General features: G+C 46.0%; 28 protein-coding genes. 21 read left to right on the top strand and 7 right to left on the bottom strand.

Annotated features, from left to right (window positions below):
• Positions 1 to 74: 74 nt before the first annotated feature.
• Entirely contained in the window at positions 75 to 404 is a 330-nt protein-coding gene (locus ACN083_RS01940; RefSeq protein WP_419101142.1) for a rhodanese-like domain-containing protein, read from the top strand.
• A gap of 163 nt (positions 405 to 567) precedes the next feature.
• Positions 568 to 2,001 carry an aminodeoxychorismate synthase component I gene (gene pabB, locus ACN083_RS01935; RefSeq protein ID WP_419101141.1) on the top strand — a complete coding sequence of 478 codons (1,434 nt, stop codon included), beginning with the start codon at positions 568 to 570 and terminating at the stop codon, positions 1,999 to 2,001.
• Here pabB and ACN083_RS01930 read toward each other — a convergent pair.
• Positions 1,913 to 2,380 (bottom strand): hypothetical protein, encoded by a 468-nt coding sequence (locus ACN083_RS01930; RefSeq protein ID WP_419101140.1) that lies wholly within the window; start codon positions 2,378 to 2,380, stop codon positions 1,913 to 1,915. The genes pabB and ACN083_RS01930 overlap by 89 nt on opposite strands.
• Before the next feature lie 303 nt (positions 2,381 to 2,683).
• On the opposite strand from ACN083_RS01930, the gene ACN083_RS01925 reads away from it, so the two are divergent.
• The 4 genes from ACN083_RS01925 (at position 2,684) to ACN083_RS01910 (ending at position 6,394) form a co-directional block, all read left to right on the top strand.
• Positions 2,684 to 3,997 carry an MATE family efflux transporter gene (locus tag ACN083_RS01925; RefSeq protein WP_419101139.1) on the top strand — a complete coding sequence of 438 codons (1,314 nt, stop codon included), beginning with the start codon at positions 2,684 to 2,686 and terminating at the stop codon, positions 3,995 to 3,997.
• Between the two features lie 584 nt (positions 3,998 to 4,581).
• Positions 4,582 to 4,854: a hypothetical protein gene (locus ACN083_RS01920; protein WP_419101138.1), complete on the top strand. Its 273-nt coding sequence runs from the start codon at positions 4,582 to 4,584 to the stop codon at positions 4,852 to 4,854.
• Positions 4,855 to 4,872: 18 nt separating this feature from the next.
• Positions 4,873 to 6,108, top strand: coding sequence for an MFS transporter (locus ACN083_RS01915; RefSeq protein ID WP_419101137.1), 1,236 nt, complete (start codon positions 4,873 to 4,875; stop codon positions 6,106 to 6,108).
• Between the two features lie 82 nt (positions 6,109 to 6,190).
• Entirely contained in the window at positions 6,191 to 6,394 is a 204-nt protein-coding gene (locus ACN083_RS01910; protein ID WP_419101136.1) for a methionine biosynthesis protein MetW, read from the top strand.
• A 311-nt stretch (positions 6,395 to 6,705) separates the two neighbouring features.
• Here the strand turns inward: ACN083_RS01910 and ACN083_RS01905 are convergent, their stop codons facing one another.
• Positions 6,706 to 6,945 carry an antitoxin gene (locus ACN083_RS01905; RefSeq protein ID WP_419101135.1) on the bottom strand — a complete coding sequence of 80 codons (240 nt, stop codon included), beginning with the start codon at positions 6,943 to 6,945 and terminating at the stop codon, positions 6,706 to 6,708.
• A 1,164-nt stretch (positions 6,946 to 8,109) separates the two neighbouring features.
• Between ACN083_RS01905 and ACN083_RS01900 the strand changes: the two genes are divergently transcribed.
• From ACN083_RS01900 to ACN083_RS01880, 5 genes are all read left to right on the top strand, one after another.
• Positions 8,110 to 8,337: a hypothetical protein gene (locus tag ACN083_RS01900; RefSeq protein WP_419101134.1), complete on the top strand. Its 228-nt coding sequence runs from the start codon at positions 8,110 to 8,112 to the stop codon at positions 8,335 to 8,337.
• A 7-nt stretch (positions 8,338 to 8,344) separates the two neighbouring features.
• Positions 8,345 to 8,584 (top strand): hypothetical protein, encoded by a 240-nt coding sequence (locus ACN083_RS01895; protein ID WP_419101133.1) that lies wholly within the window; start codon positions 8,345 to 8,347, stop codon positions 8,582 to 8,584.
• 292 nt (positions 8,585 to 8,876) lie between these two features.
• Positions 8,877 to 9,092 (top strand): hypothetical protein, encoded by a 216-nt coding sequence (locus ACN083_RS01890; RefSeq protein ID WP_419101132.1) that lies wholly within the window; start codon positions 8,877 to 8,879, stop codon positions 9,090 to 9,092.
• A 264-nt stretch (positions 9,093 to 9,356) separates the two neighbouring features.
• A complete protein-coding gene (pyrE, locus tag ACN083_RS01885; RefSeq protein ID WP_419101131.1) occupies positions 9,357 to 9,938 on the top strand; it encodes an orotate phosphoribosyltransferase in 582 nt (193 codons plus the stop codon).
• A gap of 77 nt (positions 9,939 to 10,015) precedes the next feature.
• Positions 10,016 to 10,687: a TrmH family RNA methyltransferase gene (locus ACN083_RS01880; protein WP_419101130.1), complete on the top strand. Its 672-nt coding sequence runs from the start codon at positions 10,016 to 10,018 to the stop codon at positions 10,685 to 10,687.
• Positions 10,688 to 10,790: 103 nt separating this feature from the next.
• Here ACN083_RS01880 and ACN083_RS01875 read toward each other — a convergent pair whose 3' ends face one another.
• Positions 10,791 to 12,386, bottom strand: a complete 1,596-nt coding sequence (locus ACN083_RS01875) for an SLC13 family permease (protein ID WP_419101129.1) — start codon at positions 12,384 to 12,386, stop codon at positions 10,791 to 10,793.
• A 515-nt stretch (positions 12,387 to 12,901) separates the two neighbouring features.
• Here ACN083_RS01875 and fbaA point away from each other — a divergent pair.
• The 3 genes from fbaA to ACN083_RS01860 all read left to right on the top strand — a co-directional run bounded on the left by fbaA (position 12,902) and on the right by ACN083_RS01860 (position 14,966).
• Complete coding sequence (fbaA, locus tag ACN083_RS01870; RefSeq protein WP_419101128.1) at positions 12,902 to 13,924, top strand: class II fructose-bisphosphate aldolase; 1,023 nt, start codon at positions 12,902 to 12,904, stop codon at positions 13,922 to 13,924.
• A gap of 187 nt (positions 13,925 to 14,111) precedes the next feature.
• Positions 14,112 to 14,330 carry a hypothetical protein gene (locus ACN083_RS01865; RefSeq protein WP_419101127.1) on the top strand — a complete coding sequence of 73 codons (219 nt, stop codon included), beginning with the start codon at positions 14,112 to 14,114 and terminating at the stop codon, positions 14,328 to 14,330.
• Positions 14,331 to 14,540: 210 nt separating this feature from the next.
• A complete protein-coding gene (locus ACN083_RS01860) occupies positions 14,541 to 14,966 on the top strand; it encodes a DUF3151 domain-containing protein (RefSeq protein WP_419101126.1) in 426 nt (141 codons plus the stop codon).
• A gap of 98 nt (positions 14,967 to 15,064) precedes the next feature.
• Here the strand turns inward: ACN083_RS01860 and ald are convergent, their stop codons facing one another.
• Positions 15,065 to 16,150: an alanine dehydrogenase gene (ald, locus tag ACN083_RS01855; RefSeq protein ID WP_419101125.1), complete on the bottom strand. Its 1,086-nt coding sequence runs from the start codon at positions 16,148 to 16,150 to the stop codon at positions 15,065 to 15,067.
• A gap of 216 nt (positions 16,151 to 16,366) precedes the next feature.
• On the opposite strand from ald, the gene pheA reads away from it, so the two are divergent.
• A complete protein-coding gene (gene pheA, locus ACN083_RS01850) occupies positions 16,367 to 17,284 on the top strand; it encodes a prephenate dehydratase (RefSeq protein ID WP_419101124.1) in 918 nt (305 codons plus the stop codon).
• Between the two features lie 74 nt (positions 17,285 to 17,358).
• Here pheA and ACN083_RS01845 read toward each other — a convergent pair whose 3' ends face one another.
• Positions 17,359 to 18,450, bottom strand: coding sequence for a diacylglycerol/lipid kinase family protein (locus ACN083_RS01845; RefSeq protein WP_419101123.1), 1,092 nt, complete (start codon positions 18,448 to 18,450; stop codon positions 17,359 to 17,361).
• 71 nt (positions 18,451 to 18,521) lie between these two features.
• Here ACN083_RS01845 and serS point away from each other — a divergent pair, with 71 nt between their 5' ends.
• From serS to ACN083_RS01825, 4 genes are all read left to right on the top strand, one after another.
• Positions 18,522 to 19,826, top strand: a complete 1,305-nt coding sequence (gene serS, locus ACN083_RS01840) for a serine--tRNA ligase (RefSeq protein WP_419101122.1) — start codon at positions 18,522 to 18,524, stop codon at positions 19,824 to 19,826.
• 213 nt (positions 19,827 to 20,039) lie between these two features.
• On the top strand, positions 20,040 to 20,978 hold the full coding sequence (locus ACN083_RS01835; RefSeq protein WP_419101121.1) for a metal ABC transporter substrate-binding protein: 939 nt from the start codon (positions 20,040 to 20,042) through the stop codon (positions 20,976 to 20,978).
• Between the two features lie 7 nt (positions 20,979 to 20,985).
• Complete coding sequence (locus tag ACN083_RS01830) at positions 20,986 to 21,714, top strand: metal ABC transporter ATP-binding protein (RefSeq protein ID WP_419101120.1); 729 nt, start codon at positions 20,986 to 20,988, stop codon at positions 21,712 to 21,714.
• Between the two features lie 71 nt (positions 21,715 to 21,785).
• Entirely contained in the window at positions 21,786 to 22,643 is an 858-nt protein-coding gene (locus ACN083_RS01825; protein WP_419101119.1) for a metal ABC transporter permease, read from the top strand.
• Here ACN083_RS01825 and ACN083_RS01820 read toward each other — a convergent pair.
• The gene (locus tag ACN083_RS01820) at positions 22,594 to 23,289 is read right to left on the bottom strand and encodes a metal-dependent transcriptional regulator (protein WP_419101118.1); all 696 of its coding nucleotides are present in this window, start codon (positions 23,287 to 23,289) and stop codon (positions 22,594 to 22,596) included. The genes ACN083_RS01825 and ACN083_RS01820 overlap by 50 nt on opposite strands.
• Before the next feature lie 129 nt (positions 23,290 to 23,418).
• On the opposite strand from ACN083_RS01820, the gene ACN083_RS01815 reads away from it, so the two are divergent.
• Both ACN083_RS01815 and ACN083_RS01810 read left to right on the top strand, forming a co-directional pair.
• Positions 23,419 to 24,267: an HAD family hydrolase gene (locus ACN083_RS01815; protein ID WP_419101117.1), complete on the top strand. Its 849-nt coding sequence runs from the start codon at positions 23,419 to 23,421 to the stop codon at positions 24,265 to 24,267.
• A 10-nt stretch (positions 24,268 to 24,277) separates the two neighbouring features.
• Positions 24,278 to 24,637, top strand: coding sequence for a thiol-disulfide oxidoreductase DCC family protein (locus tag ACN083_RS01810; protein ID WP_419101116.1), 360 nt, complete (start codon positions 24,278 to 24,280; stop codon positions 24,635 to 24,637).
• 5 nt (positions 24,638 to 24,642) lie between these two features.
• Here ACN083_RS01810 and ACN083_RS01805 read toward each other — a convergent pair whose 3' ends face one another.
• Positions 24,643 to 25,266, bottom strand: coding sequence for a recombinase RecJ (locus tag ACN083_RS01805; RefSeq protein WP_419101115.1), 624 nt, complete (start codon positions 25,264 to 25,266; stop codon positions 24,643 to 24,645).
• Positions 25,267 to 25,293 lie beyond the last annotated feature (27 nt).

Here is a 25,293-nt window from a genome sequence, read left to right as displayed (position 1 = left end):
AAAATCCTCTTGTTGGTTCGTTCATCTAATGGAAGAGTTGTATCTAACGTCCGTATTTCTAGGAGTATAAAATCATGAATGACGAGCTATCGCAAGTAACTGTTGAACAGATTCCTGAAGGTGCTAAAATTCTTGACGTTCGAGAAGACTTCGAATGGGAAGCTGGCCATATTCGAGGCGCTCAACATATCCCACTGGGAGAAGTACCTGCACGTTACGGAGAAGTACCTACCGACGTTGACGTGTATGTTATCTGTCGTTCCGGTGGACGTTCTTTGAAAGCAACTGCCTATCTTAACCAGTACGGTTTTGATGCGATTAACGTTCTTGGTGGAATGGGCGCGTGGGCAGATGCTCAAAAACCTATGGTTTCTGACAATGGAGACACTCCTCAAGTTCTCTAAAATACTGTACTTTTCCACGCCTCTTATGAAGCCTTAGAGAACATCGAGAACCAGAGGTGCTCTCACTAAGTATTTTAGTGAGAGCACCTCCTGTCTGTATGGCAAAAGAATCTACCGGATAGAAGAAAATTATCAGTCCCGTACATCCGGTAGCATATATTGGGTGAATAAGCCTGTGGAACTAGAGATTTTAGCTCTGAGCTACCCTATTGAACCTGCCCAAGCCTATCCGGTTATTACTGCTGATAGCAGGTATTCTTATTGGCTTGATAGCGCTTTAGCCAGCTCCAGCATGTCTCATTATTCTTATATCGGTGTAGTTCCTGAAGACTCCCAGATATTGCACTATGTTCACACTGGAACACCAACCCCACAGGTACACCTCTACAACGGAAACGGAACACCCAACGGCACCATTGATGGTGACATCTGGGAAGTTCTCCACCAAAAATTAGAGACAGCACCCACCCCCATATCGGGCACCATGCTCTCTCCTGAAGAGACTCTACTACTGGGCGGATACGTCGGATATTTTGGGTACGAAGCACACCTCGATTTAGACATCGGTGCTAATACCCCACATGCAAAAAATGCTCCCCGTACTACACCAGATGCTTTATGGTTTCCTGCAACGAACTACCTCATCTATGAGCATCGCACAGCAAAGAGCTGGCTAGTTGGAGATAGCACATGGATCCATCACATGGAGCGGCAGCTTCGTAACCTCACGATATACCAGCCAATCCCGGCACCTCAGTTGAACTTTCCAACGCCCTCAAAACAGGACTATTGCCAGCATGTAGAAACATGCCTAGAGCAGATACATGACGGCAACAGTTACGAAGTATGCCTCACCACCGCCACACACATACACACAGAAAAACCGTTGAGCGCAGAAGAAGCCCTAGGGATTTATCTCGCTCAAAGAGAAAAGAACCCTGCCCCTTACGCCGCTTTCTTCAACTGTGCAGGATGGTATGTGCTCAGTTCTTCCCCAGAACGCTACCTTCAGGTGAAAAACACCGGAATCGTGGAAACGAAACCTATCAAAGGCACCATTCCTCGCAGCCACGATCCCGTAGAAGACCAACAACGAGCACAATGGCTCAGGGACGACCCAAAAACACGGGCTGAGAACCTGATGATTGTTGACCTACTGCGAAATGATCTCTCAACGGTGAGCCAGCCAGGTACGGTGAACGTTCCGGTGCTGATGGGAGTAGAAAGCTACTCTACGGTACATCAACTTGTGTCCACTATTCGTTCACAGTTACGTGAGGGAATCACTGCTGTTGATGCAGCGGCCGCGTGTTTTCCTGGCGGCTCGATGACCGGAGCACCTAAAGCATCTACGATGAGCATCATTGACTCATTGGAAAAACGCGCTCGCGGAGTATATTCGGGTGCTCTGGGGTTTTTTAGTGCAGACGGTTCGGCTGAGCTATCCATTGTGATTCGCACACTCATTATCGACGCTGACGGCACCATATCTGTGAGTGCAGGAGGCGCTATCGTTTACGATTCTCATCCTGAAGCTGAGTATCAGGAGATGCTGACGAAGTTGAACGCTGCTGTGCCACATAGAGGGCAGCCATAATTAACGGTAACTGCAATGGCAGACGACGTAGCCGTTGAGCATCTGTCTCAAATACACCTGGAATATCAATCCCTTCAAGGTATTGATAAATATTGGCTGGGAAAACTGCCACAAATAGTGCTGTGGCTGCTAGACCAGCAGCTTTTCGTGCTCGTGGTGCGAGTAGGAGTGTTCCTCCGACAGCGAGTTCTGCTACACCAGAAAGGTACACAATATTTTCGGCTGAGCCTGGAACTATGGGTGGAACAATACTCGCGAATTTTTCGACCGCATCTTTTTTGAAGTGCAGCGCACCCATGAAGCTCAGACCGGCACCAAGAACGTAGCGTGTTATTTTTTGGGATGTTTTTTCGGTTGGGTCAGAAGAAAAAATACTCATATTTTCAGTCTAGTCGGTTCTTGATGTAGTAGAGAGGTGTCAGCTAGTTCCGGAAAATGTATCTATAAGATTCAAAACATCGTCACGTATAGTTGAATCATCTAATTGGGTAATAGATGATTCTCGTCATTGGGGGGGAGTGAGCGTGAAAAAGAGGTGTAAGGCAATCAGCTTGTATGCTGTCAGAAGTATGTGTGCTCTCCAAAATATGTTCAAGAAGTCTTGTTAATCGTTGGCTAGAGACTCCTGAGGTTCGCTATATTCTTGTCTGCGTTGTACTATTCAAAAGGTCAGAAAACAATCATGGGTAGCAGCGTGAACACTGAAAAAAATAATTTGCTGAAATATGTTTGGCCTTCTCTTCTCGCATCGCTGGGAAGTATCGTTGTTGGTTTAACAGATTCAGCATTGATTTCTTATTACTCAACTAATGCTCTTGCAAGTGTTTCTTTAGGAGCATCGTTCTACGAACTTCCAGTAAATTGTATTCTTGGCGCGTTAATGGCTTATAGAATTCTCGCACCACGTGTAAACTCTGATACGATCCGCGAGACTATAGGAATTAAACTATTTTTAAAAATATTTGTTCCTCTTTCGTTATTTATTTCTTTGGTAGGTATAGTATCCTCGATACTACTTTCTAAGAATATTTCTGATTCCATTTGGTCTGCTGCGCTTTTATACTTTGCGGCCAGAATTCCTAGTATTGTTGCAGAGACTATCTCGACACTTATTGTAATACAATTAGTTTCTTGGGGAAAAACAAAAGTTCCAATTATTGTATTCTGCATAGCTGCACCATTTAATGTGATTATTGATTTTTTCCTTATCTATGGACTCTTCTTTGCTCCCGAACTAGGAGTTGTTGGAGCAGGTTTAGGAAGTACTCTTGCTTCATTTATTCCTCTTGTATACCTTTATCTGGTTTTCAATAAAGAGAAGAATAAATTTAATGAAACCTCAGAAAATGTTGAAATAAACTATAAGGGGTGGGGCAAAATTTCTTTACCTTCACTTGGGTCTGCTTTCGTAGACTATGGGGGTAATATAATCTTTACCGCATTGATTTCTGCTGCAGGAATTGTTGAACTTGCAGGAATGAGGTTTGCTGTTCAACTCCACATCGTTATTTTTATAATAATCTCAAGCTTCTCGAGTGGTATTTTATTTATCTTGGGGAGTAAATATAAAGAAGAAGCCCAAGGTGAAGATTTTATCTTTATCAAGAAGTATATAGACAGGGTGTTTGTCAGAGTTTCTGCTTTTACTCTTGTCTTATTTATTATTTTCTGTGTATTCTTTGGACGTTTTATATCTCCAGATGAAGACGTTGTTTATGCGTTTTATAAGCTGGCTATATTCCTAACGTTTATTATTCCTTTTGCTTGTGTTGCGTACTCAAATATTACATTACAACGCTTTTATGGGTTTACTATAGATGATTTTAAATCTAACTCTTTAGCAGTCTGGGTAATTCAAATTCCTATTGCATTGTTGTTATTAAATATCTTTTCTGGTATCTGGCCTTTTGCTGGACTGCTTGGGTATTGGATGTTTAGAGCAATGTGGAGCAGGAAACAGGTTAGAACGAGGTTTATAAAGGCTCAGGCTAATTAGCGGTTTGATGGCGGAACCGGCACTCGCATAGCAACTGGTCTACTATGTAGGCTTAGTTATTTGCTGGAAATACGTGTTGGGAACAAGGTATGACTGTTAACGGTCATCAGAATAATTTGTTCTTCAAAAATCATGCTTCACTGTAGCGATACTTAGCCGAACTTTTCGGTAGCTACTTGCCTGTCATGCGAATCCTTCAATGCGTGCAAACCTAGTTACATCATCAATGTGAACAAAATATCGGAACGGTACATCACAAGCCGGGTGTTTCTGGTCGGGTCACCGTTGCGATGTTATGTCTGCAAAAGCGACAATGAGTAGTGTAAAAAAATATGGATTTTTCTTGTTCCTGCCATAGCGTTGAGGCGCGGGGCGTCGGGTCGTCAAATAAAGATTTGGTCATAGGGTTGCTGCTTGTGCCATCAATGAAAAAACTAGAGTAATTTATGGAATAAATATTATTATTTTATAAATTTTCTTGAGAAAATTTAAGTCTCACTTTAACAAGGTGGTTTAAATAAAATAAGCGATTACCTGTTTTGGTGATTTGTTTATCAATATCCATCAGCTGATAGGAGCCTCAGATGCTTACATGGCTAGGAATCAAAAACAACACGCAGGAACAACCAGCCCGACAGTTCTTTGGTCGCTCAAAGAAAAAGACAGTTACCCTCACCCTTATAGGAGCGCTATGGCTCCTATGGAGCGTACCAGTAGTTGTCAAAGCGCTATTGCCAGAAAAATGGGGCAATGATCCGGTAGGGGCAGTCATACCGGGACTCATTGGGATACTGGTAGCAGTACTCATGGTGATGGTTGTAGAGCGACTAGATTGGGACAAACAATCCCCACGATAAAGGGTAAGAGCTGCATTTATGAGTTACATAGATGATTTCTTTAAAAGGTCTGACACTAAAATTGCCACAGGTATAGCTTGCGTAGCACTATTTCTAGGAAGCTTTGGAGATGAGGCAACGCAAGTTATGTTTGCCTTACGTTTTTCAGAGACAGGTCAAACTGCACCTGCACAAGTATCTGCATTACTTGCTGCTGGGCTTCTTGGAGGTATATCAGCTGGCTTTTTTTCACCTCGTTTGCTTGCATTTTTCGGCGCTCGGCGTGTAATCAATATTGTATTTATCGCTGAAGCAACACTTATTGCTGTTGCATCATTTATGAATACACTGTTCTGGTGTCTCATAGTTTCCGCAGCACTTGGGTGTCTAGGCTCTATACTCTGGTCTGCGGTGATGGTTGCGCTTCCCGCATTGTTTACTGATGAGGCAGGAATCGATAGAGCAAACCGAGTGATTCAATCGGTACGTAACCTTGGATATGTTGTTGGACCACTCATTGGAAGTATCTTTTTTGCCTTATCACCCGGGCCTCAGGGGTTCTTGTATGTAGCTATTCTCATGCTTATTTCTGTAGCCTGCACTGCTATATCGTTACCTAAACTATTGAACGTTGGTGTAGGTACGAAAAATAGTTATGGAGATAGTAAAAGCGTAGATATATTGGGATTACTCCGGGCTGAAGGAGTATCTCGTGCAATCACTCCGCTCCTCATTACAGTTTTGGTAACTAGCGCATTAAACGTTCTTCTTCTGGTAAGAATCCGTAATGAACTCGGTATAAACGCCGAGATTTACGGAGTTATCGTTGCAACGTTGAGCACTGGCCTGGTAGCAGGCCCCGTAATTTTTTCTAGCTTTGTAGGAAAGAAAATCGGCGAGGCGTCTGGTGCTTCTATAGCAGCAGCCGTAATTGGTCTCAGCATCGTAATAGTAGGTTCAACACAACTTACTTGGCAGATAGTGGTAGCAGCAGCATTCATTGGCGTTGCTAACGGTGTTCAAAACACTCTAATGTCAGGGTTCATCATCAAAAGAGTAGACTCGACAAAGCGAGTTCTTCAGATGCCTGCCTATGTTTTACTCCTGCAAACGGCAGTATTTATAGGTTTTATTGGTTCCGCTTTTATACATGTTGATCAAGCTGGTCTTGCTTTAGTTATAGTCGGTTTTATAGCTACGTTCGTAGGATTATTTGGCGCGTTTGTAAATCGGTCTAATAAACAACAACTTTCAAAAAAGAAAAGAGGATGCTGAAATAACTGCTGGAACAAGCAGATTCGAGCATAATCAATTAGCATTAGATGCCATTGAATTGCAACCACCAATAGACAAAATTGTGAGGTCTGGAATAGCAAAACTTCGAGTAAGCCAATACTCTTTCGATGAGCCCTCGTTTGATGAATATGAAGCAACAACTGTCCGAGCGACATGGGACTTTGCCGCCGCTGAGAGCATCGTAAACGACGGAGATGAAGTACTTGACCTTGGATGTGGTGATGGGCGTCTTCTCTTGCACATTGCTGGGCAACGTTTAGGGTGATTCCAAGTGTTCAAGAGCCGTTTTCACGAAGCCAGATTTTCTCTTTGACTGCACGATAGGGAAGGCAAACAGCTCATTAATCTAGGGTGTGACATTTGGGTGGAAGTTAAAAATCCATGTAAGACCATTTAACCTGGTCAATAGCTATTTTGCCCCTATTTTTACCCCACTACAAAAAGCTTCTTTCAAGAAGCTTTTTTCATTAAGCCTCCTACTTAAACGTGCTTGTGAGAAGCTGTGGATAACTCGCCACCTCTCAGAGGTGTTTCATCTGCTTATCAAAGATCTTCATCCATAAAGAATTAGCTACGTTATAGACCTAATTCAGCGCGGACTTCATCAAGGGTATATGTGCGGGCTCTACCTTCACGTACTGCTTGAGCACAAGTCTGCAACTCATAAGCATGTTCAAGTTCTGAGATACTCTGCTCCAATGCCTCTTTGACGTAAAAAGCGACAGGGCGTTCAGTGCGCTGAGCCAATGCATTTAAACGCTTTTTGAGGGTGGTTGGTATGCGTACTGTGAGTACGCTATCTGATGTAGTAGCCATGTAATATACATGGCACATTGTATTGTGTGAGGTCAAGGAGTTTGAATCAAGAATTTTGGGGATATTTTATTTCTCATCCCTTATGTGCGACTCTAAAAAGATTTCCCCGTACACACGGGGTTTGTGTTTTATCAATTTGTGATGTGATAAGTTGACTGATTATTTTTGCCATGATTGGATTAATATTACGCTAACCACCAGAGTAGAGGTGCTCAGATGGAAACAGGAAAAGCTTAAAGAATGTGCTCAAGATGGAAATGGGGTCACTTTCACAGAAATCAACGGAATTGTTACAGGCTGTTCATCTCAATAAAGGTGCTGAATTAAAGTGCTAACAAAAAATAAAATTATCCTGCCTTTGGTATTTTTTGCTATCGGTATATCTCTACTAGTTGCTAGAAGCATGGGCTTTATAAATGACGCTGTCAGTAACTATTCGATGCTAGCTCTGCTAATTATTGCGATAAGCACTGGGATATATGCTGCAATCGTTGCGCAGTCACGCCATTCATAAGGAACCGATAGAGAATCTAGAACGGACTTAGAGCAGTTTTAGATAAAAAAGAACCGGAAGGGTTATCGCTCTTCCGGTTCATAAATTCCGTCTCGCGTCTTACCGCGAAAGGAATTCAAGCTTGTGTCTACGCGTCTAGCAGTACCCAGCAGAGCCGCAACAAAAGAAGCCCGGTTCGCCGTACACGTCACAGACACCCAGAGGGTCTTTCTCTGTTGGAAACCAAGAGCGCCCCGCTGACCAAAACCCTACGGGTAGACCTATACAAGTACGCATTTTACCAGACCAGCCCCTCTTTCTATCGTGTGTTGGTTATCGACATTGACCACGTTTTCGCGTAGTTGATGTTGGCTCTGGTGGCAACTGTTGGTGTTGGAAGCTAAGGGGTGGTTCTTGTCGCCGTGTGGTGGTTTGTAAGAGTAACTAACTGGACTTGTACTATCTAGTTGCGTCCAGCGCTCACTCTTTGCCGAACAGAGCAGGGGGGATACCCCAAGTAACTAGAAAATACTTGTTTTGATATTTAAAAATACCTGTTTTGACGTTTACTTCTCTCAAAAAGCTCTCTACAGTGAGATACAAGTCATGCATAACATATGTTTTGCATAATAAGAGCGGGAGGGTTTCATGATTTTTAAGAAACTGCTTCTGTGCTTAACGCCTTCAGGTGTGAAGTTGACTGGAACTATGGTTGCCCAGCTCCTACAGCTGGATTTTTGCCGGTCAGCGACTATCTTCTAGCAACTCAGAATTGGTATGAAGTAGCTTGGGCGTTAGCTTGGCTAGTTGATGTCAATGTGCTTGAAGGCGGACTCGTAGGTATCGTGACATATCTGGTAGCTGCAGGTGTCTGGTGCGCAACCTCATGGGATACTTAGGAGAAAAATGTTTGGAAATGAAAAGGTAAAAACTCTGTTGCGAATGTTTCAGACGAAAGGTGTCTACGAGTATTTTGCAACACCAGAGCTACAGGCGTTCCGTGGTTATGTTGTAGCAGGTCAACGTAGACAAGCAATTGCAGAGTATGCGCGGGTGTTCCCAAATGCCTCAATTGTTGAGAGATATGTGGCATTTGAGGCAGCGAAATCTTTGGGGAATGCTACTTTAACTAGTTTCCAAAAGTAGTATTCTCACCAAATATATAACCCGTTCCAATTTCACTGGTTTTGGCACGGGAACAACGAGCAACCAGTACACCCGAAAAACCCATATCGAAAACCTGCACCGAAAAGGCTCCTCGGCAAACACATCAGGGAGTAATTCAAAGTGTTCAAGAGTCGTTTTTACGAAGCCAGCTTTTCTCTTTGGCCGCACGATAGGGAATGCTTCAATAAGTGAATTGTGCGGGGTGAAAGTTGCGGCTGGTGGGAAATGTCAGCCTTTTGACTGTGTCTATACATACTGTAAGAAATACTGTGTGTCTATCATTAAAAATATGAAAAATACGAAATGGCTTCCAGCTTACTATCTCGGTGTCGTTGCTATTGTCACCGTCATGTTGTTCGTTCCGATGGTGCTAAATCTAAGTGTGGCCACTTCTGTTGCGCTTGCTGTTCTTGGTGTTTTTATGTGCGCCGTGATGACATTTTTATTTGTCAAAGCAGCACGCAAAAATAGTCATTCTATAAGGTAAAACGAGCATGCTCGAGTACCCCCTAACTGTGGGGTACACACTTAACTATTCAGGGTCAAAAAGTGTTCCCGCTTGTGAAAAGTAGCAGGCCCAACGCAGAACCAGTTGCTTCGCAAACAGAATAACTGTGTACTACCGAATCAAATGTTCACCGCTGGCAACCAAACTCGCCATGATGCCGAAGCGTAGATACCTACGAGTTTTTCATCATCTTAGCGATGCTTTATCTCGTGTGAACTGAAGAAGATGACTAGACTAGAGAGCATGACTAAGCTCTCCGAAAAAATGCCCATTGAACAAGCTCGCCAACGCCTACAAGAACTTATCCGAGAACTTGCCGTTGTTCGCGGAAAAGTAACTCTCGCTTCTGGTCAGGAAGCAGACTACTATGTGGACTTGCGTCGAGTAACCTTACACCATGAGGCTTCACGTCTTGTCGGTCAGGTCATGTTAGACCTGATTGACTCTGCCGGTATTGAATTTGATGCCGCTGGTGGGCTCACCATGGGCGCTGATCCTGTCGGGCATGCCATCATGCGCGCTGCCGGCGACGAAGACCGCGCTATCGACACTTTTGTGGTTCGTAAAGCGCAGAAATCGTACGGTATGGGACGTCAGGTAGAAGGCCCTAATGTGCAAGGACGCCGTGTTGTCGCTGTTGAAGATACCTCAACCACCGGTGGGTCTGCTTTGACCGCGGTTGAAGCTTTACGCGCTGCCGGCGCTCAGGTAGTTGCTGTGGCTGTGATTGTAGACCGTGCTACTGGCGCAAAAGAACATATTGAAGAGGTTGCAGGAGTCCCTTGCCTCTACGCATACTCAAAAACTGATTTAGGTCTCGACTAAAAAACTTTTCTGGTGGTAGCAGCTGCACCTTTTCTGGTGTCGCTGCTACCACTCTTTTCTTGGCAGATGGAGATAAGGTGAGCGAAGAATACGCTAGCTCAAAAGACGAAAAAACCTCCGCGGAGCTATCTCACACCATTGGTGTTGGCCCGTGGGAAGGAGAGCTTCCAGAAGGTGACTGGTGGGATGAGCAGCTCCTACGAGAAGGCGACCGCCGTAACGTTGTTGATAAATACCGTTACTGGAAAATGGAAGCAATTATTGCTGATCTCGACACCAAACGTCACAACTTCCATGTTGCTATTGAAAACTGGCAACACGATTTGAATATTGGAACTGTTGTACGTACAGCTAATGCGTTCCTTGCGCAAGAAGTACATATTATCGGTAAACGGCGTTGGAATAGACGCGGCGCAATGGTAACTGACAGGTATCAGCATGTGCGTCACCACCCCACGATTGAAGAGTTCTTAGAGTGGGCGCGTAGCGAAGATATTGCTGTTATTGGTATCGATATTTTTCCAGATTCACAGCAGTTAGAAACTTACGATCTACCTGAAAAATGTGTTCTTGTTTTTGGGCAAGAAGGCCCCGGTCTTTCACCAGAGATTCACCATGCAGCAGAAGCTACTTTATCTATCGAACAGTTTGGTTCTACACGTTCGATGAACGCGGCAAGTGCTGCAGCAGTGGCCATGCACGCATGGGTGCGTCGCCATGTTTTTGGGCAAAAAGTGCATTCGTCCTAGGATTTTATAACTATTAAAACGATGCTGGTGGGGCGGTTAAGAACATTCTTAACCGCCCCACCAGCAATGTATCTCTTAGTTTTGGGCCGTTATATTTCTGTTGTTAGAGGGAAAAGACCCAGGTGGCTAGAGTCATGGTGGTTGCGGTAATGAGGAAGATTCCGATGACGTTGAGCCAGAAACCGCCTTTAATCATTTGCGAGATGGAGACATAACCAGAGCCGTATGCAATGGCGTTGGGCGGGGTAGCTACTGGAAGCATGAAAGCGCAGGTTGCTGAGAGCGCAACAGGAATAGCTAGTAGCATTGGGTTGAATCCCATTCCCATGGCGATACCACCGGCAACAGGTAAGAAAGTTGCTGCTGTTGCAGTATTTGAGGTTAACTCTGTGAGGAAGATTACTCCTGCTGTTACTAAGAAAATCATGAGCACTAGAGGTAGCGCGTCGAGGTGACCTACTGCTTTGCCAATCCATTCGGTAAGACCGGATTTTGTGAATTGGCTAGAGAGTGCAAGGCCTCCACCAAAAAGCATGAGGACGCCCCAAGGTAGTTGCATCGCAGTATCCCAGTCGATGAGTCGAACACCTTTTTTACCGGCTTTGCCAGCGGGGAGCATGAAGAGAATACATCCGACGAGGATGGCAATTCCGGCGTCGGTGATAGGCGCTTGTTTGCCCCAGATAACGGGGACGAGAATCCATGCAAGTGCTGCACCAATGAAGATAATGAGTACTTGAAGCTCTCCTGAGCTCATGGGTCCAAGTTTCTTGTACTCGTTATTGATGAGTTCTTTACCGCCTGGAATCTCTTTAATTTCGGGTCGGAATACTACTTGGGTGAGCATAAACCAGCAAATGAATAACATGATGACGGCTAGGGGCACACCAACAAGCATCCACTGACCAAAACCAATGACGATGTTGTGCGTATCAGCAAGGTAACCGGAAAGTAGGGTGTTTGGTGGGGTTCCAATGAGCGTTCCTAGCGAACCAATAGATGCAGAGTACGCGATACCGAGCATGAGTGCCGTACCAAAATTTGATGTGACGAGTTCTGCTGTCGCATCTTTGGTGCTTGTTCCTGTATCTTTATGCTGAATTTGAGCGATAAGGGTTAGAACTGAAACGCCGATGGGGAGCATCATGACAGCTGTTGCAGTGTTGGAAACCCACATGGAGAGGAAGCCTGTAGCTATCATGAATCCAGCAACCATGGCTGAGGGGCGAGAGCCCATAACTCGTAGGGTGAGAAGGGCGATACGCCGGTGCAGGTTCCAGCGTTGCATGGCAAGGGCTAGGAGGAATCCTCCCATGAAGAGGAAGATGATGCTGTTGCCGTAGGAGGCTCCTACGTCGTTGATTTTTACTTCTGGATTGAGGACAGGAAAGATGACGAGCGGTAGAAGTGCCGTTGCGGGGATGGGGAGCGCTTCTGTCATCCACCAGCCACCCATGAGAACGGCTGTTGCGGCGGTGAGTCGTGCAGCATGAGGCATATCTGCTGGCAGGATGCAATACGTCAGAAGTGCTGCGAGTAGACCTCCGAATAGGCCGATGAGCCGTTTGGTGCGTTCACCGGATTCTATTTCTTCTGCGCGTGAGCCTCGTGAAAGTTGTACCTGATCGATAGTTTGTGTGGGGACTGGCTCATAGTTTTTGAGGTGATCCCCTGTGACGTGTGGGTGCGGATTACTCATAGTGGTAGTTCCTTTATAGCTGTGTGGAGGGCGCGTCGTTGAACCCTCACAAAATGTGATGCATATTCGGCGATTCTAGCCACAAGGTTGGTGGTAAAGCTATCTTAGGCGCGCCGATAGTGCAGAAAAAGACATCTTTTATTCCAAAAGATGAGAATTGTTCTAAATGTGTTGTTCGGGGCTGTGATGTGCCATTGTGTGAGGTTAAGGAAGTTCTTGGCTCAGTGGTATTTAAAGGCTTGGAAAAGCGTGGGTTTTACTGCGTTCTTTGGCTTTTTCTTTCCATAGAAGAGGTGTTAAAGCTGGTAATAGTTGTTTGTAACGTGACAAAATAGCGTGTTATTAAGTGGGTTTATGTCCGAAACATTGCGAAAAATTCCGTAGCTATTAGCCAGCAAGTTGCTAGAATGAGAGGTACGAACGTGCGCTTGTATCACCTAGTTGGCGAATAAGTGTACCGTGAACACTCAGTCATCAATACCGGTGACTATCTAACAAAACTCCAAGGAGTCCGCATGCCTATTGCAACCCCGGAAAAATACGCAGAAATGCTCGAAAACGCAAAGACTAAAGGTTTTGCGTACCCTGCAATCAACGTTACTTCCTCTCAGACACTCAACGCTGCTATCGCAGGTTTCGCAGAAGCAGGATCTGACGGTATTATCCAGGCATCAACCGGTGGCGCAGCTTACTGGTCTGGTTCAACGAAAAAAGATATGGTCGTTGGTGCACTTGCATTTGCCGCATACGCCAAAGTTGTCGCAGCGCAATACGATGTAAACATTGCACTACACACCGATCACTGCCCCAAGGACAAGCTAGATTCTTACGTTCTTCCCCTTCTTGAAGAATCAGAGAAAGCTGTCGCACGCGGCGAAGACCCCATCTTCAACTCTCACATGTGGGACGGTTCTGCTATCTCCCTCGAAGAAAACCTCGAAATTGCACAGCAAATGATTGCTCGCACCTCAAAAAACCATCAGGTTCTTGAGGTCGAGATCGGTGCTGTCGGCGGCGAAGAAGACGGCGTAGAAGGCGCAATTGACGATTCTCTCTACACCACTGTTGAAGACGCTATCAAAACTGTAGAAGCTATCGGACTTGGTGAAAAAGGCACTTATATGGCAGCCCTTACTTTCGGTAACGTCCATGGCGTTTACAAGCCCGGTAACGTTCACCTCCGCCCTGAACTTCTCAAAGAAATTCAGGAAGAAGTCGGCGCGAAGTACGGTAAAGAGAAGCCCTTCTACCTTGTATTCCACGGTGGTTCTGGTTCTACTGAGCAAGAAATTGCCGATGCTGTATCTTACGGTGTTGTCAAGATGAACATTGACACTGACACCCAGTACGCATATACCCGCCCTGTTGCTGGACACATGTTCTCCAACTACGATGGTGTTCTTAAAGTTGACGGCGAAGTCGGAAACAAGAAGACCTATGACCCTCGTGTATGGGGCGCTGCAGCAGAAGCTGGCATGAGCGCTCGCGTTGTTGAGGCTGCCCAGCAGCTTGGCTCTGTGGGAACATCTATCAAGTAGTTCTTGCAAGAATAACGTTTTATCGTTGTTACGGTGCGACAGGTTCACAATGTGAGCTTGTCGCACCGTATTTTTTATTGATTTTCTAAAGATTTTGTTGACTTTCTAAGAATATGAAGAGTAATATTGCTCACAAGGGTGAAATGTTTTACCCAAAATGCATCGGCAATCTTAAGGAGAATCTGCGATGTCTGTAGAAACAACAACGGTGTTTGTTCTCATATATCTTTTAGTGGCGCTTGCTGTTGGAGCGTTGGTTGTCGCAGTGCTAATTACTCAGCTTAAAAAGAACCTTCTTGCTATCAAATGGTACAAAACTCAGAACCTTGAGCAGGTAGAGCACCCTGAAACATCAAAAAGAGATAGCGTTCTAGGCGTCAACGGTGTGACCTCTTTTGCCGAATAACGTAACTAAGTATTTTCTCTTAGAGGTAGCTAACTTTTATTAGGTGATTGAAAAGCTGCTCGTCATCAACTTGTTGTGGCGGGCAGCTTTTCTTGTGTGCCGTAAATGAACTAAGGTCAGGGTAATCCTCGGTAGGATGACTGCGTATACTCCTTGCATAATAGGTGAGGGATAAAAAATTGTAATTACACAAAAAGAGGGAAAAATATCATGTCTTTAGCCGGAAAAAATCTTCTAGACGGGCCTGCCCCCACCTATTTGCCAGAAGAAACGGAATTGCTTGCCCGCATTGAACAAGGGGAATCGCCTGAAGCGTTAGCGCAATCCTTTCCTAAATCGTCACTGGCTTGGGCGCTTCTTGCGGAAAAAACGCTGGAGGAAGGTAATCTGATTCAAGGTTATGCTTATGCTCGTGTGGGATACCACCGCGGGCTAGATTCTCTCCGCGCTAATGGCTGGCGTGGGCACGGTCCCATACCCTATACTCACTTGCCAAACCGAGGTTTTCTAAAAGCCTTATTCTTGCTCGGAGAAGCAGCTGATGCAATAGGAGAATCAGATGAATCTGCACGCATTGAAAAATTCCTCAATGATTCTGACCCTGAAGCAGCGCAACGACTAAAACAAACTTCCTAAAATATCTTTACCTGATACAAGCACAGTGCGTCATAGGGGTGGTGTTCAAGAATTTTGTTCTTGAACACCACCCCTATGACATATGAACAAGCGGGAACTTACTTCACTAAATCAGGAAATGCGTCTGCAACGGCAGGGAACATAATTTTTCCGCTATCGGTGTTGAGCCCTGCTTGCAAGGAAGAATCTTCTGCTAATGCTTGATCAACGCCCTGTGCAAGCTTGAGGATATAAGGCAAGGTGGCATCGGTCAGTGCCACCGTAGAGGTACGTGGAACAGCCCCCGGCATATTTGCGACACAATAATGACGGATGCCATCGACCTCATAGATAGGGTCTTGATAGGTGGTTGGTCGGGAAGTCTCAAAACAACCACCCTGATCAATTGCTACGTCGATGAGCAATGCACCAGTTTTCATAGAAGACAGGTGCTCTCGGCGTACTAGCTTAGGAGCTTTTGCCCCGGGGACAAGCACTGACCCAACGACAACGTCTGCCTCGGAAATCTCACGCGCAATATTGCGTGGTGTTGAGTTCAGAATACGAGCTGTAGAACCAAAAATAGTATTCAATTCGCGTACTCGAGGGCCGTATCCTTCAAGAATGGTGACTTCGGCGCCAAGTCCTACACACATCTGTGCCGCATGGGTACCAACATTGCCGCCGCCAAGGACAACGACTCGTGCTGGTGCAACACCTGGAACGCCACCAAGAAGGATGCCGGGGCCACCTTGGGAGCCGAGTAGATATTGTGCTGCTGCAGAGCCGGCAAGACGACCTGCAACCTCACTCATGGGTAGCAGTAACGGTAGGGCTCGCCCAACACGTACTGTTTCATAAGCAATAGCACGTGTCTTTGCTGTTATGAGAGCTTGTGTGAGTGGTTTGTCTGCTGCAAGGTGAAGATACGTAAATAGGGTTAAATCTTCGCGTAGATACTGGTATTCGGATTCGATGGGTTCCTTGACCTTAACAAGGAGTTCTGCGCTGTTCCATGCCTCATCTGCGCTGACAAGGCGTGCACCAGCTTCTTGGTATTCTTTGTTGCTAAAGCCTGCACCGACGCCGGCGTCGGTTTCTACAAGAACGTCATGTCCCGCTTCGACGAGAGCGTGAGCACCGTCTGGGGTCATGCCAACTCGTTGTTCTTGTGGTTTTATCTCGCGGGGTACGCTAATGCGCATGAGATCCTCCATTGGACTGAAATATACAAATAGGCCTTGTGTGACCTAAATATCATTCTCTAGCGGTTGCGCAAAGATAACAATTATGTGTGAGATACTTCACCTTTGGGTGGTTGTTTAATATGTAAAACACCGTCATGATGCCTAACCCAAGCATCTTTTATACACCTGTCGCTACGTCAAAACACCTCCTAAGAAACAGATACACTAGAACGCATGCGCTACACCTTCCTCGGACCATCTGGAACCTTCACCGAATCGGCACTTCTGAGCATCCCCGAAACTCATACCAGTGAACGCTTCCCCTCACCCACCGTTCCTGCCGCCTTTAGAGCACTTCTCTTAGATCAAGCAGACGCGGCTATGGTCCCTATCGAAAATTCTGTAGAAGGAGGAGTCAGCGCAACGCTTGACTCTATCGCTCGTGAAAAAAGCTTGCGAATTATCCGCGAAGTGCTCGTACCCATCGAATTCTCCCTCGTAGCACGCAAAAATATCAACCTTGACGATATTCAACGTGTATCAACACATTCCCATGCATGGGCACAAATACGACAGTGGGCAGAACAGCACATTCCACAAGCAGACTATGTTCCAGAGCAATCAACAGCGGCTGCCGCCATGGGATTACTTGAAAATCACCCGACCTATGATGCTGCCGTCTGTGCACCAGCTGTCGCTCAAAACAACCCTGAGCTAACTGTCCTTGCAGAAAACATTGGTGACAACAAACAAGCTGTTACACGGTTTATTTTGGTTGCAAAAAACCCCGTTATCCCCGAACCTACTGGTGCAGATAAAACAACGCTGGTAGTTCCATTGCCTCAAGATGAACCTGGAGCATTACTTAACCTCCTAGAACAATTCTCGACTCGTGGTATTAACCTTTCGCGTATCGAATCGCGTCCAACAGGACAGTTCTTGGGGTCATACTTTTTCTCAATTGACGCTGACGGTCACCTCTTTGAATCACGGATGCAAGATGCGCTACGTGGACTCCATAGAATCAGCCCGCAACTCACCTTTTTAGGGTCATATCCTCGTGCACTCTACGAAAAAAATACTGTAGACCCTGTGCATACTGATAAGGCATTCTCTCAAGCTGAGCAGTGGGTAAAATCCCTACTGCAATAACTTATCCCTTAGATGACTATAAAATCACGGGGTGTATATTCCATCTTCAGAATATACACCCCACCATTTAGCTCTTATTCTGATTCTTGAGGATAAAGCGAAATCTTCACCGCGCCTGGTAAGACCTCCGCCTGTAAACGAATCGCATGAGGAAGAGTGTCCCCGTCAATCTCTACCGGCTGTTCTTCTCGAACGAACTTAATATTTGCACTCTTGCCCACTACATGTTCAAGAACTCGTCGGCGCTTATTGAATATTTGAGGACCTAGAACAAACTGCACTCCTACAATAATCCACTCACTCAAATTGCGAGGAGCCAGAATAATAACTTCTAGCTGACCATCTTGAGCATTTGTCGTAGACGTAAGATTTACCCCGCCTTGCACCTGACCACAGTTAGCAATAAGAACTGAACGGATTTTACGTCGTATAGGAGGCCGATCATCTACTGTAATTTTGACAGACTTACGTGGTTTGAGAAGATTTTTTAAACCTGCCTGCAAATACGCAACCCACCCAAATCTAGTTTTTAACTTTTCATCAGTGTCATGCATAATTTGGGCATCAAAACCTGCCCCACCCATGATGATGTAGCGCCGTTCAGTGATGCTCTGATCTCGATGAGTCATTTTCATCTGAATCATGTCAACCCGTTCGGGAGTCCCATACAAGGCAGTATTAACTGACTCTGCAACATCTCCATAGGCTAAGTTAAGATTGCGTGCGAGAAGATTACCTGTACCCATCGGCACAATACCTAACGTGGCCTCGCTGCCGGCTAGAGCTGAAGCAACTTCACGAACTGTGCCATCACCACCAATAGCTATAACGCGCTGTGCCCCATGCTCTAAAGCCTTTTGCGCAACTTGATAGCCGGGGTCTTCAACCGTTGTTTCATAAAATAATGCCTCTGGCCATTGCGCCTGAGCCAACTGTTCCTTGATGGTCTGGCAACTTAACTCTGCCTGAGGTTTCGTTGGATTAAAAATAACCGCAACCTTCTGAGGCTCTCCCGGTGACAGCATCACATGTGATGGCTGGTATATAGGGAAAACGTCTCGCCCTCCGTGTCTGCTGAGCATATTAAACGCCCACGTAGCGGCGCTACATCCTGCACCTAAAGCGAGAGTGCTATAGATGACTATTTTCCGTGTGCTGATGTTCATGATAGTTAGCGTATCAACTATGGGGTGTGTGAATTTGAGCGAACCCGCAGTAATTGCGGTAAATTTATACCGTGATTGATATTAACCTTCTTCGTGAAAACCCAGACCTATTCCGTGAATCGCAGCGTAAACGTGGCGCTGATGAGTCTTTGGTAGACCAGATTCTTGAAGCTGATGCAACCCGCCGTTCTAGCATCACTGAATTTGAGAATCTGCGTGCTGAACAGAAAACATTCGGCAAGAAGGTCGCTCAGGCTCAAGGAGAACAAAAGCAGGCATTGCTTGCTGAAGTCAAAGAACTTTCTGAACGTGTAGCTCAAGCGAAAATTGCTTCTGAAAAAGCGCAAGCGCAGCAAGAAGAACTCCTGACCCGCATGGAAAACCTTGTTATTGATGGTGTCCCCGTCGGCGGAGAAGATGACTATGTTGTTCTCAAGACCGTTGGTGAACCTCGAAACTTTGAGGCAGAAGGTTTCTCTCCTCGTGACCATCTTGAGATTGGTGAACTAGTAGACGGTATTGACATGGTGCGTGGGGCTAAAGTCTCTGGCTCTCGTTTTTACTTCCTCAAAGGCCATGTTGCTCGTTTAGAACAAGCGTTGTTGTTCATGGCGTTAGATCAGGCTATTTCTGACGGTTTCACCATGATGACAACACCTACTCTGGTACGCCCAGAAACAATGAACGGTACCGGTTTTAACGTCAAACACGATGATGAGATTTATCGTCTAGAGCGTGACGACCTGTACCTTGTTGGTACTTCTGAGGTTGCTTTAGCTGGTTACCATGCAGACGAGATTATTGACTTCTCTCAGGGTGCAAAGAAATACCTTGGTTGGTCTTCTTGCTACCGTCGCGAAGCTGGTTCTGCCGGAAAAGACACTCGTGGAATTATTCGTGTGCACCAGTTCAATAAAGCTGAAATGTTTGTGTACTGCCCCGTAGAAGAGGCTGAAGATATGCATGCTCAGCTTCTGAGCTGGGAGGAACAGATGCTTCAAAAATGCGAGTTGTCTTATCGTGTTATTGATACAGCAGCTGGAGACCTTGGATCTTCTGCTGCCCGTAAATTTGACTGCGAAGCGTGGGTTCCTACTCAAGGCACCTACCGTGAGCTGACCTCAACCTCAAACTGCACAACTTTCCAAGCTCGTCGCTTGAATATTCGTGAACGTCTTGCCGATACCGTTGACTCTTCAGGGAAGACGAAGAAGGGTGGTACTCGTGCAGTGGCTACATTGAACGGTACTTTAGCAACGACCCGTTGGCTTGTTGCCATTCTAGAAACACACCAGCAGGCTGATGGCTCTGTTCGCATCCCTGAAGCGTTGCGTCCATATATGGGCGGGTTAGAGGTTATTCCTGTGGCTCAATAATACTTTTGCTGTTTTAGCCGCTAAAAAAGAGGCGATCCTTGGGCGTTCAAGGGTTGCCTCTTTTGTCGTATTTGGAGTGTTAACGGGACACTCTAAAAAAATGTTCGTCTAGACGAACATTTAAGCTATACTCGTCAATACACACAGACTTCTAATCCTCACCTAATGCAAGGTATAGCCTTATCAAACATCATGATGTGAAAGGTATTCATCGTGAAAAAATCACCTAAATTCCTAGCTCTGTGCACTTCAGCAGTCTTGCTTCTTAGCGCCTGCGGAGGCGCTGGTTCCCCATCAGCAAAGAGCAACGCAGAAGCATCAGCCTCCACTGACAAACCACATGTCCTCACAACCTTCACTGTTCTCCAAGATATTGCACAAAATGTTGCTGGTGACCACCTCGACGTTCAATCGATTACAAAGCCCGGTGCTGAAATCCACCATTATGAACCAACTCCTGGTGACATTGAAAAGGCAACTCACGCAGACCTCATTCTTGATAACGGACTCAATCTGGAGACTTGGTTCGAAAAATTTGTTCAGAACACCCATGCACCTCACGTAAAAGTTAGTGAAGGCGTTACACCAATTAGCATCACTGAAGATGCGTATGCGGGAAAACCTAATCCTCATGCTTGGATGAGCCCGCTCGTAGTCAAAAAATACGTAGATAACATTGCTGACGCATTCGTTAAACTTGACCCGGCGCACGAGTCTGACTACCGTGCTAATGCTTCTGCTTACCAAGAAAAACTACAAAAGGTACATGATAGTCTCGTGACAAGTATCTCCAGTATCCCCGAAGAACAGCGAGCACTCGTTACTTGTGAAGGTGCGTTCTCCTACCTCACTAAAGACGCTGGACTCCAAGAAAAATACATCTGGGCTGTTAACTCTGATGCCCAAGCAACACCTTCGCAAATTGAATCAGTTGTTGAATTCGTCAAAGACAAAAAAGTCCCCGCAGTATTTTGCGAATCCACAGTCTCTGACAATCCCATGCAACAGGTTGTCACCGAAACAGGAACACCTTTTGGCGGAACCCTATATGTGGACTCCCTCTCTGAAGAGGGCGGGCCTGTTCCGACCTATCTAGACCTGATCACCTACGACGCACAGACCATCTCCAAAGCTCTAACTCAGGAAAAGTAAAAATATTATGAGCGCCATTAAAGTTACTGGGGTTTCTGCCCATTATGGTTCCGTCCACGCCCTTGATGACGTTAACTTTAGCGTCGAATCAGGACGTATCTGCGGTTTGATTGGGATGAACGGATCAGGAAAATCAACCCTTTTCAAAACCATGATGGGAGTACATCGTGACTGCACAGGTACTGTTACCCTTGATGGTCACAGCCCACAACAGGCGCGTTCGACTGGAGTCGTCAGTTATGTTCCCCAAAGCGAAGAGATAGATTTCACCTTTCCGGTGTCTGTTCGTGATGTGGTTTCAATGGGGACATACTGGCGGCTCGGCACAACTCGTCGTCTCGATGCTCAAGCAAAACAGGCGGTTGCACGGGCATTAGAACGTGTAGAACTCACAGACCTTGCAGAACGCCAAATCGGCGAACTCTCTGGCGGTCAACGGAAACGAGCTTTTGTTGCGCGTGCGATGGCGCAAGGAGCGAACATTTTCTTACTTGACGAACCCTTTGCAGGGGTTGATAAACGTTCTGAAAAGATGATTGTTAGCCTCCTCAATGAGTTAGCACGAGATGGGGCAACTATTCTCGTTTCCACCCACGACTTAAGCTCTTTGAGTCAGCTCGCAACCGAAGCAATTCTATTGCGACGCACAGTACTTGCTCATGCTGACGTCGAAACAGTTCTTCGTCCCGAAAATCTTATGAAGGTTTTTGGTACGGATGTTTTATCTTCCCAGTAACTTTTCTTTTCCCCTTCAAAACCAGCCCGCATTAACTACACCAACAATGCGGACAGAAAGCGAACCTTGCCATGCTTGAATTTCTTCTTTCCCCGCTTAGCCTAGGGCTGATGCAACGAGCTTTTGCCGTAACTATTGTTGCGGCACTAGTCTGTTCAGTGCTCTCTTGTTGGTTGGTTCTTGTGGGCTGGTCTTTGATGGGGGATGCTATCTCTCACGCTGTGCTACCTGGAGTAGTCTTTGCTTATATCCTTCAGATTCCTTTTGCTATTGGCGCGCTTGTCACTGCTCTGGTGGCGGTGATGCTCATCGGGGCTGTTGGCTCACACCGAAAGATTCGACAAGACTCTGCCATGGGTATCGTCTTTACAACTCTTTTTGCTTTAGGCATTGTGATGGTTTCTATCACGCCTTCACATATTGACCTCAATGAAATCATTTATGGCAACGTTCTTGGTGTCAGCGTTGCTGCTCTTACTCAGGTATGTGTACTAGCTGCCCTCGTAACAGGTGTTTTGCTTTACAAACGTAAAGATCTTACTCTCTACGCGTTTGACCCTTCATATGCTGCAGCTATTGGATTATCTACCCGTGTACTATCAGGTATCTTGCTGTTTTCCTTGGCGTTAACATCTGTCGTTGCACTGCAAGTTGTTGGTGTTATTTTGGTTGTTGCAATGCTGATTATTCCTGGTTCTACAGCACGTCTTTTGACAAATAAATTCACAACAATGCTGTGCTACTCAGTGACTTTTGCATTAGTCGGGTCTATTAGCGGACTATACATTAGTTACTATGTTGATATTTCTCCTGGTGGGGCAGTGGTGCTTACTCAAGGAGTCATGTTTGCGGTAGTCTTCATCTCAGAGCATATCTACACTAAGATTCGCACTCAATCACAAAAATCTTCTGCCCCTGTTCAGAGCTAAGTTCAATACTTTCTGACGACCCTTCATGACGAACTTGTATATCTTCTAGGTTCCTGCTGCCACGTACAAGAATAGTCTTTCCTGGGACGAGTTGGTGTTGAATAAAGAAGCTGAGAATTTTGGCATCTTTATCACTAACACGTTCTATTCTTAGGCGCTGTGGATTTTGGCAGCAATGTTCTAGAAGATAGTCTGTGAGAGTGCTCTGTTCTGGGTTATCTACTGTGCCGTCTTCGGCAGGAATTGGGTCACCATGAGGGTCACGGGTGGGATGCCCTAATAACGCATCAATACGTTCAATCATGATGTCGGAAACAGCATGTTCTAAAACCTCTGCCTCATCGTGAACCTTGTCAATAGGGTAGTTGAGAACTTGCACAAGAAAAGTCTCTAAAAGGCGGTGTCGACGAACCATCGACACCGCATATTTTTTCCCTAGTTCTGTTAGCTCAATCGGAGCATATGGGCGATACGAAATCAGATCAGCATTCGCTAACCTTCTGAGCGCATCAGAAACACTTGAAGGCCTATTGCCAGTTTTTTGTGCCAATAATGTTGTGGTCGGTACTTGCTGAGACCACTCCGATATTCCCCAGATTTCTTTAAGATAGTTTTGGGTGCTTTCAGATAAATCAGAAAGAGACATAGGAATATACTAACAGGAGAGAATACTCGCTAATACTCCAGTATGATGGGTAGCTTATTGAGCGGGTAGAGTCTTTGAACGACCGCTATTTTTACCCTGAACCCACCACAAGAAAAGACACCTGAAACTATGATGGAAAAACTACGAGTCCACCCGCCTGTCTCAAGTCATTGGGTTCTTGAACCAGATACCCGTTACCTTATTGCCATAGATATTGACGGTACTCTAGTACATCACGACGGAACACTAAGTGAGGCTGTCAAAAAGTCTGTTCAAGATGTTATCTCAGCCGGACACGCCGTGATTATCGCGACGGGGCGTTCTCGTCAAGCGGCACTTCCCATCGCGCAACAGCTCGGTATGAGCGAAGGCTATATGGTGACTTCAAATGGTGCGGTTACCCTCAAGCTATCGGCTAATGATGGTTACCACGTTATTGATAGTGTTGCGTTTAACCCGCAGCGCGCATTGAGCTTATTGCAGGAGAAAATCCCGTACGCTCAGATGGCGTTAGAGACCGTCGCCGGTGATATTTACGCAACAGATGATTTTGAAGACGGATCTTTTGGTGCACAATCGATACCCGTCACAAAATCTGAACTCCTTGAACATCGTGAAGCTACTCGTGTTGTCGTTTTTGCTGAGGACGTTGATCCTCAAACCTTCAAAAAAGCTATTTATGCTGCAGGTCTTCATGGAGTAAACTATGCCGTCGGCTGGACCGCATGGTTAGATATCGCTGCACACGGTGTGTCAAAAGCCTCATCTCTAGAGCAGCTACGGCGCACCCTCGGCATAGACCCCGCGCATACGATTGCTATTGGGGACGGGCACAACGATAAAGAGATGTTACATTGGGCAGCTCGTGGAGTTGCCATGGGACAAGCACCTGAGGAAGTGATTGCTGTTGCTGATGAGGTCACTACTAGTGTCTATGACGATGGCGTAGCACGTACCTTAGCGACTCTTCTTCCTTAGGCGATACTGCATGAAACTCTATTATGACCCTGACTGTGGTATTTGCACTCAAGCAGGACGTTGGCTTGCTCAGCAAGAGGTGCGTGCTGACATTCTTCCGGCCTGGAGCGATGAGGAGTTTTCTTCAAAGGTTGACCCTCAACGTTTTTCTCGAGCTATTCCACTTGTGACAGATGACGGACATACCGTTTATGGTGTGGTTGCGGTAGGTCTTGTTCTGAAGACGAGTCAGCACCGTTCTTTGCGAGTTTTAGGGCGTTGCTTGTTGTCTTCTATCGGGCGTTTGCCTGCTGAAAAAGTGTATGCTCTGATTGCGCAGAATCGTTGGCGGCTTCCGGGTTCTACTTGTTCTTTGCCACGACGTTCGTAAGAGTTCTAATACTTTGGCGTCAGCCGATGGATAGAGCTGAGGAGCTCCTGAAGCACCGGTAACGCCGCTTCTTGTTCATGCCATTGTGCTCTAACTAGTGTTTTGCTGACTGCTTGCGAACTGATACCGAGGGCTTGTGCTACTGCTTTTTGCTGTCCTCGAACACCTGGGATCAGTAAGGATATAACACGGTTTTCAGCTTCTGAACGTTCTGCACAGACTCGATAGAGCAATCGTGCAATACCTGTGGCGTGCTGTGAGAGCTTTTGGTCATGACCGAGTACCACAACGCATTTTGAGGGTGCTCCGGTGGGGGCTTGTTCTACGGCAAGACGTGAATAGCTAATGGCTTCTCCAGAGCATTCTGGTATTCCCACAGCTCCTAAAGCCATTGCAAAGCGTGGGGCTCGTAGTCCTCCCACTCCGATACCAATCCAGTACCCGTTATAGAGGGCTCCGAGGAGGAATGCTCGTATGGCATGTTCTGGGTGATTAAATGCGCCTTGTAGTTCGTCAGGGTAGGTTTTGGTGAAGGGGATGAACGGCTCTAGGGTGTTGAGCTTGTCGCAGAGCTCTTCTAAGGGGAGAGCTTTTGCGCCCTTGCGACGAATAAAGGTCAAAACATACACGAGTTAAGTATGCCAGTCTTCGCGCTT

Origin of the sequence: Rothia sp. CCM 9418 (assembly GCF_048512825.1) — a bacterium.
Lineage (GTDB): Bacteria > Actinomycetota > Actinomycetes > Actinomycetales > Micrococcaceae > Rothia.
This window is presented reverse-complemented; position numbering and strand designations above follow the sequence as displayed.